Source organism: Geodermatophilus chilensis, assembly GCF_002802985.1.
GTDB lineage: Bacteria > Actinomycetota > Actinomycetes > Mycobacteriales > Geodermatophilaceae > Geodermatophilus > Geodermatophilus chilensis.
Genome location: NZ_NVPT01000178.1, coordinates 1 through 9,709 on the forward strand (window position 1 = coordinate 1; position 9,709 = coordinate 9,709).

Here is a 9,709-nt window from a genome sequence, read left to right on the forward strand (position 1 = left end):
CGTCTCCGGCCTCACTCTTCCCGACGTCTTTCGGGTGATGTTGGAGCACATGGAGTACTCCGTCGAGGTGGAGCGGACGGGCACATGGGGCGGCTCCGGTGAGGTCGGGTTCGACGCCAAGGTCGTGAGGGCAAAGGTAGGCGGGCAGTACTCCCGGGCGACCAAGCGTCAACTGGTCGTCACGTCCCCCACCGACACAGGGCTCATCTCCCTGATCCAAGACGCCGGACTCATCGTGGTGATGGACGAGATGCACAAGGCCTCGCCATCCTTCCGCAAGGAACTGGTCGATTGGATCAAGGCCACTCGTACGGGGCCGCCGAGCAAGTTCAGGCTCGTCCTGATCGGCACGAGCATGGACGCCGAGCGACTGGTCGAGCCCGACCCCGGCATTGACCGATACGTCAAGGAGATGTCCGTCGACCTCATGTCCCACGACGAGGCGCGCTTCATCATCGACGTCGGGTTCAGTCGCCTCGGCCTAAGCATCGAGAACGACCTGGCGGAGCGCCTCGTGGCCTCGGCCGCCGGTGCGCCAACCATCGTGCAGTCGCTGTGCCTCGACGCGGCGGAGTCCGCCACCAACGATGGCCGGGGCTCAATCTCGGAGGATGACTGTCGCACTGCAGTTCGCAACTACCTCAACGACCACGGCCGTCGGCTGGCCGGACACTACCTCCGGGCGATCGAGACCACGGGCCCGAAGCGGTACAGGCGGCAAATCCTTCATGCCATCGCCTCACTGAACGGCGACTACGCCACGATGGACAGCATCCGGACCGCGGTCTCACAGACCCTCGGAGAGGAGGTTCCGTCCACCTCACTGAGCGGCCCGCTCCGCGCCCTCAAGGATCAGGAGTACGGCCACATCCTCCAAGACGTGGAGCGCGTGATCAGCGGCAACCGCATCCACAACCTGACCACCTTCACCGACCCAATGATGAAATCGTTCGTTCGCTTCATGGGGAAGCTGGACGAGACGAACCTCATGCCAGCGCCGCCCGAGCTGGAGGACGTGAGCCACGAGCTTGAGCAGTAGGAGCTTCAGGCATGCCTTAGCACGTCTGCGGTGGTGACTCGTCCCCAATCTGCCAGCGAGCAGGTCACCGGCAGGTGCGGCTAGGAGGCTTCAAGCGGAGTCGCGCACCGGGGTGTCCCCGTGGACGTGCCGGGCGCAGTGCGCGCAGCAGTAGAAGTGGCCCTCCACGACGACGCCGTGGCCGATCACTCGGCAGCCACAATGCTCGCAGACAGGCGCCATCCGATGGATGGCGCACTCGAAGCTGTCGAAGGTGTGCCGCGCTCCGGCGGCCACCACCTCGAAGCTCATCTCGTAGTCGTTGCCGCAGACCTCGCAGACCGCCATGGCTCCTCCTCGGGGGCGACGTGCCGGGCTGTTTCACTTCCTGCCCGTTCCTTCCCCGGTGGCGGCCCGCCTGCACCTCCCCAATGCTGCGTGAGCTGAGCGGCTGGGCCGCGCTTCGGCGCCTGAAAGAGGAAAAGGCCAGGTCAGAGGCGAAGTAGTCTCACCTTGGTTGTCGGGCGTTATGCTCGCAGACCGGCGCCATCTTGTGGATCGCGCACTCGAAGCTGTCGAACGTGTGCCGCGCGCCCTGCGCCACCACCTCGAAGCTCATCTCGTAGTCGTTGCCACAGACCTCGCAGACCGCCATGACCCCTCCTCGTCGTCCGGCGGTCAGGTCCTTCCCCGGCGCGCCCCCCGGGACACCGGCTGCCCCGGGTCCGAGCGACTCGTCGAGTGACACGAACTCGTGGTGATCAGCTCCCGATGGCCACGAGTCCATGTGTCTCGGCGGACACGGGCGGAGGGGACGGCCCTCGGGACACCCGCGGTCAGCGCCGGCGGGTCACCGAGCCGTCCAGCCGCGGGCGAAGCTGTGGCGCACCCGCTGCCACCGGTTCGGTGTCCGCTCGGCGTCGAGCAGCTCGGTGTCGGCCAGCGCCTGCTCGACCGGGCCCAGGTCCGGCGGGGTGAAGGGCACCAGCGAGCGGCCGAGCGGACGGCGCAGGCTCTCCACCGCCTGCAGCAGCGACCCGCCGCAGGCCTCCACCGCGTCGGCGACGGCGGCCGGCGGCACGCCGAGGTGCTCGCCCAGCAGCCGGTCGCGCAGACCGGTGATCGCGGCGCTCTTCTCGGCCGCGCGCGGGTCGCCCGGGCGGACCTCGATGGAGACGTCGCACTCGGAGTCCAGGCCCATGGAGCGGTTGTTGAGGTTGGACGAGCCGATCCGGAGGAACCGGTCGTCGACCACCGTGACCTTGGCGTGCACGTAGATCGGGCGCCGTCCCTCGGTGACCGGCACGTACAGCTGGAAGCGGCCGTGGACGTCGGCCGCCCGCACCAGCGCGAGCACCTTGGCACGGGCGGTGCCCATCGCCTTCTCCTGCAGCCACCCGTCGGCGCTCTCGGGGTTGACGACGATGAACTCCGGGCCGTCGGGCTCCTTCAGCCGCTCGGCGATGGCCTCGGCGATGCGGCGGTTGGCGAAGTACTGGCTCTCGATGTAGACGCTGCGCCGGGCCCCGGCGATGACGGCCAGCCACAGCAGCTCGATCTCGTGCACCAGGCTCGTCCCGCCCTGCTCGGGACGGGTGCGCGAGATGGCGACGTCGACGTCGGTGAGCAGCGGCTCGGCCTCCGGCGGCCAGCAGGCCTCGACGTCCTCGACCGGCTCCAGCGACCGGCCGGTGCCGCTCTCCCACCGCTCCCGCGCCAGGTCGCCGATCGCGCGCGCGGCCGGGCCGGAGACCAGGCTGGTCACGTCGTGCCACGGCCCGGTGAGCCGGTGCGAGGAGGGACGGCGGCGCAGCAGGTGCCGGTCGAGGTGCTCGGGGGTGTCCCAGCGGTCGGTGGTGACGTCGATGCCGCCGGCGAAGGCCAGGCAGTCGTCGATGACCACGATCTTCTGGTGGTGCGCGCCGCCGACCGGGTGGTGGGTGTCCACGGTCATCCGCAGCCGGTCGGGCGTGCGGCGGTCGAGCAGCACGACCGGCACCAGCCCGCGGCCCAGTGCGCCGATGACGCCGTAGTCCCAGACCAGGACGCCGATCTCCAGCTCGGGGTTGACGCGGATGGCCTCCTCCAGCACCCGGCCCAGCTTGTCCGGCCGCCGTCCGTCCTCCCGGCGCCGCCCGGTACCCCGCGGGTCCATCCGGATCCGGGGGTCGAAGTCCCAGCCGATGAACAGCACCCGCCGCTGCGCGCGCAGCACCGCACCCCGCAACGCGGCGAAGTAGTCGGCCGCGTCGACGAACACCGCGTGCCGCTCGGCCCGCTCGATCCGCCAGCAGGTCTCCCCCGGGACCAGCAGGTCCTCGGTGGCGACCGGCCCGGCACCCCCGTCGGCCACCCCGGTCAGCCGTTGCGGCGCACGTAGGAGCTGACGAAGTCCCGCAGGCTGCGGGTGGGCCGCAGCCACGCGCCGTCCGGCGGCAGCGCGTCCAGGCGCACCCGGTCCAGCGGGACGGCGAAGGCGCCCGGCACGTCCTCGATGTCGATGAACTCGAGCAGGTCCGAGCCGATGGCGTAGCCGGCGACCTCGCTGAACGCGACCACGGTGACCTGGGTGCCGGCGCGGGCCAGCTCCTCCAGCGGCTCGGCGAAGTTGCGGCCGTCGCCGGAGAAGACGACCAGCCGGCGCAGCCGGTGGCTGTGCTGCCGGACCTCGATGTGGTCGAGCATCGCCTGGTCGATGTCGTCGTCGGGCTGCTGCTTGGGCCGGGCGAAGACGGCGAAGCCGAAGCTGCGCAGCGCCTCGACCCAGCGCTGCAGGCTGCCCACCACCGGCGGGATGTTGGCGAAGACGCAGGCCTCGACCTCGGGGGCGTCGGGTGCACCCGGGTCGCCGGCACCCTCGACGAACCAGGCGGCGATCGCGTCGAAGCGGGGCCGCGAGGCGGCGGTGGGGCGGGCGCCGATCACCGTCGAGAGGGTCATGTCGATGTTCGGCGCGTCCCAGATGAGCAGGTCCAGCGCCGGGCGTGCCCGCCCGTCGAACGCATCGGTGTCGGGTGCCGTCTCCGCGGCCTCGTCCAGGTCGGTCACGGGGGCAGTGTGCCCGGCCGGGGTTGCGACGGGGGACGGCGCACCTGTCGCGCGTGGCGGACCGGCCGGTGAGGTGGCCCGTCGCGGCGTGCGGCGGCGCAGCCTGCGGGCCCGCGGGAGACGGCTCAGCGGCCCCGGCTCTGCAGCGCGAAGGCGCACGAGTCACCACCCGCCGCCAGCACCTGCGACGCCCAGCGCGGGATGTCGGAGGCCGGCATGGGCCGGGCGAGGAGGTAGCCCTGGGCGAGGTCGCAGCCGGCGTCGCGGACCATCTGCAGGTGCTCGGCGGTCTCCACGCCCTCGGCGACCGAGCGGATCCCGAGGGTGCGGGCCAGCGAGACGATCGCGGCCAGCACCGGTCCGGTGCCGTCGGACGCCAGCCGCGCGGCGGCGGTCAGCAGCGAGCGGTCGATCTTGAGCGTGCCTATGGGCAGCGCGAGCAGCTGGGCGAGGGAGGACCAGCCGGTCCCGAAGTCGTCGATCGCCACCCGCACACCGAAGTTCTGCAGCACCGAGAGCTGGTCCTCGGCGCGGGAGGGGTCCTCGGCGACGCTGGTCTCGGTCAGCTCGAGCACCAGGTTGTCCGGGGCCAGCCCGGAGTCGTGCAGGGCCACCCGCACGTCGCGGACCAGCGTCTCGGCGGAGAAGTGCCGGGCGCTGATGTTGACCGACATGCGCAGCGGCAGCCCCTGCTCGGCCCACTCGGCGGCCTGGCGGGTGGTCTCGCCGAGCAGCCACCGGGTGATCGGGATGAGCTGGCCGGTCTCCTCGGCCACGGAGAGGAACGCGTCGGGGGTGAGCAGCCCGCGCTCGGGGTGCTGCCAGCGCAGCAGCGCCTCCACGCCCTCGATCGCTCCGGTGTCCACGCGGACGAGCGGCTGGTAGTGGACGACGAACTCGTCGACGGCGCCGTCGCGCAGCCGGCTGGCCACCTCCAGCCGCCACCGCGCCGCCTCGCGCAGCCCCGGCGAGAAGACGTTCACGCGGTCGCGGCCGGCGCCCTTCGCGGCGAAGGCGGCGGTGTCCGCGTCGCTGAGCAGCTGGTGGGCCCGTTCGGCACCGGGCTGGGCGGTGGCGACGCCGATGCTGGCCGACAGCGGCACCGAGATGCCCTGGGCGTGGAAGGGGCGGGAGAAGGAGTTCTGCAGCCGGAAGGCCAGGGCCGCGGCCTCGGCGGTGTCGCAGTCGCGGGCGAGGACGAGGAACTGGTCGGCGCCCAGCCGCCCCACGGCGTCCACCGGGCGGACCTGCTCGGCGAGCCGGCCGCCGACCTGGCGCAGCAGCTCGTCGCCGACGTCGTGGCCGAGGGAGTCGTTGACGGTCTTGAACCCGTCGAGGTCGAGGAACAGCAGCGCGGCCCGGCCGGCGCCGTCCTCCAGCGCCTCGCCGATGAGCTCCAGCAGCCGGGCGCGGTTGGGCAGGCCGGTGAGGTCGTCGTGGCTGGCCTGCCAGGCGAGCGCCTGCTGGTCGCGCACCCGCTCGGTGATGTCGGTGTGCGTGACGACGACCTGGCCCGAGGCCTCGACGCGGGCGGCCTGCATCCGGAACCAGACGCTGCCGGAGCCCAGCTCGCGGGAGTAGTCGTGGATGAAGGGCCGGTCGGCGACGCCCGGCCCGCCGGCCAGGAGCTCGCCGATGCCCGCGCTGACGACCCGCCGGTCCTCGGGGGACAGGTGCTGGGAGAGCACGGCCAGGTAGTCGTCGCCGACCAAGCCGGGACGGAGCCCCGCCTGGCGGACGATCTCCCCCTGCCTGGTCCACGGGCGGTTCACCGACGCGATCCGGCCGTCGCCGTCCAGCAGCACCGTCGCGGGGGGCAGCGCCTCCAGGACCGCGCTCAGCTTCTGCAACTCGGCCGCCGTCCGGTCCTCGGTGCGATGGCGTTCGTCCACGTCGCGCAGGAAGGCGGTGAGGCCGCCGGCGTCACCGAAGGCCCGGATCTCGTACCACCGGCCGTGCGGCTGGTAGAAGTGCTCGAACTCGCGGACCCGCCCGTCGGCGAGCACCGCCCGGTACTCGTCCTCGATGACCGTGCCCAGCGCCTCGGGGAAGCACTCGAACGCCGGGCGGCCGATCAGCTCGTCGGCCCGGCGGCCGAGGAGCCGCTCGGCGGCGGCGTTCACGTAGGTGAACCGCCACCGGCGGTCGATCCGGTAGACGCCGTCGGTGACGGAGGAGAAGGGGTCGGCTGGAGCGACGTGCCCAGTCGGAACGTGTCGGTGCACCCTGCCCGCTCTCTCTCCCTGCGGAACACGTCAGCTCGTCGTCCCGGGGTCGAACCCCTCCGTCGCACCCCCACGACGGCGTCGTGCGCGTGACGCACGACCGAGGGTAACCACACGGATGCAATTCAGGCAGAGGGGATCCGCGCCCGCTCGAGGATCGCGCGGACCGGCGTCCCTCCGGGGAGGGTGCCGAGGACGGCGCCCCAGTCGCCGGCCAGTCGGGTCGCGCAGAAGGTGTCGGCGACCTCCGCGGGGGCGTGCCGCAGCAGCAGCGAGGCCTGCGGGCACAGGGCCAGCAGGCCGGCGATGCGGCGGGCGCGTACCGGGAGCTGCTCGGGTCGGCGAGCTCGGCGGTCAGCCGGCCGACCGCCGCGTCGAGCCGGGCGTCCGCACCGCGGGCCAGGTCGATCTCGGCGCGGACGGCGGCGAGGGCGTCCGAGGAGCGGCCCATCGCCCGGAGGACGTCGAGGGCGATGACGTTGCCCGACCCCTCCCAGATGCTGTTCAGGGGCGCCTGCCGATACAGCCGGGGCATGCCGGACTCCTCGACGTAGCCGTTGCCGCCGAGCACCTCGAGCGCCTTGGCGACGACGGTCGGCGTGCGCTTGCAGACCCAGAACTTGGCGGCGGCCCCGGCCAGGCGGAGGAGGTCGGACTCGCCCGCGTCGACGGCGGCGGCCAGTCGGACGGCGAGCACGGTGGCGGCCTCGCTCTCCACGGCCAGGTCGGCCAGCACGTTCTGCATGAGCGGCTGGTCGACGAGCAGCGTGCCGAAGGCCCGCCGGTGCGCGGCGTGGTGGAGGGCCTGGGTGAGCGCGGCTCTCGTGGTGGCGGCCGACCCGAGCACGCAGTCGAGCCGGGTGGTGTTGACCATCTCGATGATCGTCGGGACGCCGCGGCCGAGCTCGCCGACCAGCCAGGCCGTCGTCCCCTCGAACTCGACCTCGCTGAAGGCGTTGGCGCGGTCGCCGAGCTTGTCCTTGAGTCGCTGCAGCCGGAACACGTTGCGGGTGCCGTCGGGCAGCACACGCGGGACGAGGAAGCAGGAGACGCCCTCGGGGAGCTGGGCGAGGACGAGGAACAGGTCGCTCATCGGGGCGCTGGTGAACCACTTGTGGCCGGTCAGCGCGTACGTCCCGTCGGCGTTCAGGACGGCGCGGGTGGTGTTGGCCCGGACGTCGGAGCCGCCCTGCTTCTCGGTCATGCCCATGCCGGCGACCAGGCCGCGCTTGCCGGTCGGCTCGGTGAGGCCGAACTCGTAGGCGGTCGCGGTCAGCCCCGGCTCGTAGCGGGCGGCGAGCTCGGGGGCGGCGCGCAGCGCGGGGACGGCGGCGTAGGTCATGGTGACCGGGCAGCCGTGGCCCATCTCGACCTGCGTCCAGCCGAGGTAGCCGACGGCGCGGCGGACGTGGGCGTGCGGCTCGGATGAGGTCCACGGTGCGCCGGCGAGGCCGTGCTCGACGGCGGTGCGCATGAGGTCGTGCCAGGCGGGGTGGAACTCGACCTCGTCGGCCCGGTGGCCGTACCGGTCGTGCGTGCGCAGGCGCGTTGGGTTCTCGTTCGCCAGCCGGCCCCAGTCCTGTGCCTGCTCGCTGCCGGCCAGCGCGCCGAGCGCCTTGAGGGAGTCGAGGGTGGCGAGGTCGGCGTGCCGGACGCAGGCCTCGGCCAGGACGGTGTCGCCGGCGATCGGATCGTGGCCGATCAGCGGCGGGACCTGGTTGGTGACCTCGTGCGTGACGCCCATGGCCGAACGGTACGACCTTGATCACACCCGCTCGGCCAGCTCTCCTCGCCCGCGTGGGCAATGTGGGCGAGCTGCCGCCAGATGAGGGCGAGGATGACCGCGGATCCGACGAAGCCGAACCAGAACGGCCCGGTGACGCCCCGGGCCCGGGCGACCAGGCCGCCGGCCAACTGGCCGACCAGGATGCCGCCGTGCAGGCCGATCGCGTAGAGGCTGCCGACGCGGCCCTGCAGGCCGAGCGGGACGGCGCGCATCCGCACCGTCCCGCGACGTCGTGCTCCACACGAAGGCGTGCGCGCCGAAGACCACCATGACGACCATGCCCACCCAGGCGGTGGTGGTGAGCGCCAGGGCCAGGTGGGTGAGGGTCTCGATCACCAGGCCGACGCGCATGAGGGTGGCCAGGCTGACGTGCCGCTCCAGCCAGTCGTAGGACGCCGTCCCCACGATGCCGCCGACGGCGGTGGCCGTGCTGAACAGCCCGAAGCCGACCGGGCCGAGGTCGAGCCGCTGGTCGGCGTAGAGCACCAGGACCGACCAGGCCGCGCCGTAGGTGACGTTGAAGCTGACGATGGCAAGGGTCAGCGTGTGGACGGCCGGGTTTGCCCAGGTCCAGCGCAGGCCCTCGACGATGTCCTGGCGGACGTGGGCGCGCTGGGCCCGACGTCGCCGCTCCGGCAGCCGCATGCGAGTCAGCAGCAGGGCGCCCAGCGCCAGCAGCACCGTCTGGGTGACGAAGGGCCACGCGGTGCCGGCGACGAAGAGCGCGGCACCCAGGGCCGGCCCGGCCATCTCGTTCATGGTGAGCGCGCCGGCCATGAGCCGGGCGTTGCCGATGCCGAGGTCAGCGCGCGCGACCACCATCGGCAGCAGCGCGCCGGCCGTGGTGTCGACGAAGACCTCGGCGACGCCGAGGACGAACAGCGCGGTGAGGACGACGGCGATGCCGACGTCCCCGGTGAACAGGGCGGCAGCGAGGACGACGAGGACGCCGCCGCGGGCCAGGTCGACGGCGATGACCAGCCGCCGGCGGTCGACCCGGTCGGCGAGGACACCCGCGTGCAGCCCGAACAGCAGCCACGGCAGCCGCTGCAGCAGGGCGCCGAGGGCGACGAGGAACGGGGCCTGGGTCTGGCCGGCGTCGAGGAGCGGCCCGGCGGCCAGCGCGATGCCGTCGCCGAGGTTGCCGACCCACGACGACCCGACCAGCCAGCGGAACGTCGTCCCCATCCGGGTGGGCAGCGCCGTCTCCGCCAGCCCCCACACGGGTAGGAACTCCAGGTTGCGCCACCGACGCCGTCCGCCGCTTGACGGCTCTCGGCCTGCCCCGGCGCCTGCCCGGCAGGGACCCTGCGCGCTTCGCGCACGACCGTGCCGCACGCACGGCAGCCGCGCGTTCCACGTGGAACGCGCGGCTGCCGGGTGAGTCGTCGGCCGGGTCAGGCGGCGGTGGCCAGTGGCGGGCCGGTGCGGCCCGGCCCGGTGAGGATCTCGGTGCCATCAGGGCGCCAGGTGCGCCATCGCCCGTCGGGTTGTCGCTCGACCCGGAAGCCGTGGTGCACCTTGGTGTGGTGCCGTTCGCACAGCAGCGCGGCGTTGTCCAGGTCGGTGGCGCCGCCGTCGATCCAGGCCAGCAGATGGTGCACGTCGCACCACCACGTGGGGGCGGCGCAG

The 9,709-nt window shown here is 72.8% G+C and carries 8 protein-coding genes and 1 pseudogene; 1 reads left to right on the forward strand and 8 read right to left on the reverse strand.

What is annotated here, in order from left to right:
- Nucleotides 1-1,039: hypothetical protein (locus CNO22_RS22595; RefSeq protein ID WP_232807264.1), on the forward strand; the 1,039-nt coding region annotated here is incomplete at its 5' end.
- 90 nt (nucleotides 1,040-1,129) lie between these two features.
- On the opposite strand, the gene CNO22_RS22600 is transcribed toward CNO22_RS22595, so the two are convergent.
- The 8 genes and pseudogenes from CNO22_RS22600 to CNO22_RS22630 form a co-directional block, all read right to left on the reverse strand.
- Nucleotides 1,130-1,366, reverse strand: coding sequence for a hypothetical protein (locus CNO22_RS22600; protein WP_100501514.1), 237 nt, complete (start codon nucleotides 1,364-1,366; stop codon nucleotides 1,130-1,132).
- A 160-nt stretch (nucleotides 1,367-1,526) separates the two neighbouring features.
- Nucleotides 1,527-1,766, reverse strand: coding sequence for a hypothetical protein (locus CNO22_RS27930; RefSeq protein ID WP_157937078.1), 240 nt, complete (start codon nucleotides 1,764-1,766; stop codon nucleotides 1,527-1,529).
- 102 nt (nucleotides 1,767-1,868) lie between these two features.
- A complete protein-coding gene (locus CNO22_RS22605; RefSeq protein WP_100501515.1) occupies nucleotides 1,869-3,371 on the reverse strand; it encodes a phospholipase D-like domain-containing protein in 1,503 nt (500 codons plus the stop codon).
- Nucleotides 3,372-3,376: 5 nt separating this feature from the next.
- Nucleotides 3,377-4,066, reverse strand: a complete 690-nt coding sequence (locus CNO22_RS22610) for an NYN domain-containing protein (RefSeq protein ID WP_232807265.1) — start codon at nucleotides 4,064-4,066, stop codon at nucleotides 3,377-3,379.
- Nucleotides 4,067-4,191: 125 nt separating this feature from the next.
- Nucleotides 4,192-6,291 carry a putative bifunctional diguanylate cyclase/phosphodiesterase gene (locus tag CNO22_RS22615; RefSeq protein WP_100501517.1) on the reverse strand — a complete coding sequence of 700 codons (2,100 nt, stop codon included), beginning with the start codon at nucleotides 6,289-6,291 and terminating at the stop codon, nucleotides 4,192-4,194.
- Nucleotides 6,292-6,799: 508 nt separating this feature from the next.
- A pseudogene (locus CNO22_RS22620) lies at nucleotides 6,800-8,035 on the reverse strand (acyl-CoA dehydrogenase family protein); the annotation flags it as partial.
- A 21-nt stretch (nucleotides 8,036-8,056) separates the two neighbouring features.
- Complete coding sequence (locus CNO22_RS22625; protein ID WP_198588533.1) at nucleotides 8,057-9,301, reverse strand: MFS transporter; 1,245 nt, start codon at nucleotides 9,299-9,301, stop codon at nucleotides 8,057-8,059.
- A 173-nt stretch (nucleotides 9,302-9,474) separates the two neighbouring features.
- Nucleotides 9,475-9,709, reverse strand: a 235-nt coding sequence (locus tag CNO22_RS22630; RefSeq protein WP_198588534.1) for an HNH endonuclease, incomplete at its 5' end; no start/stop codon positions are given.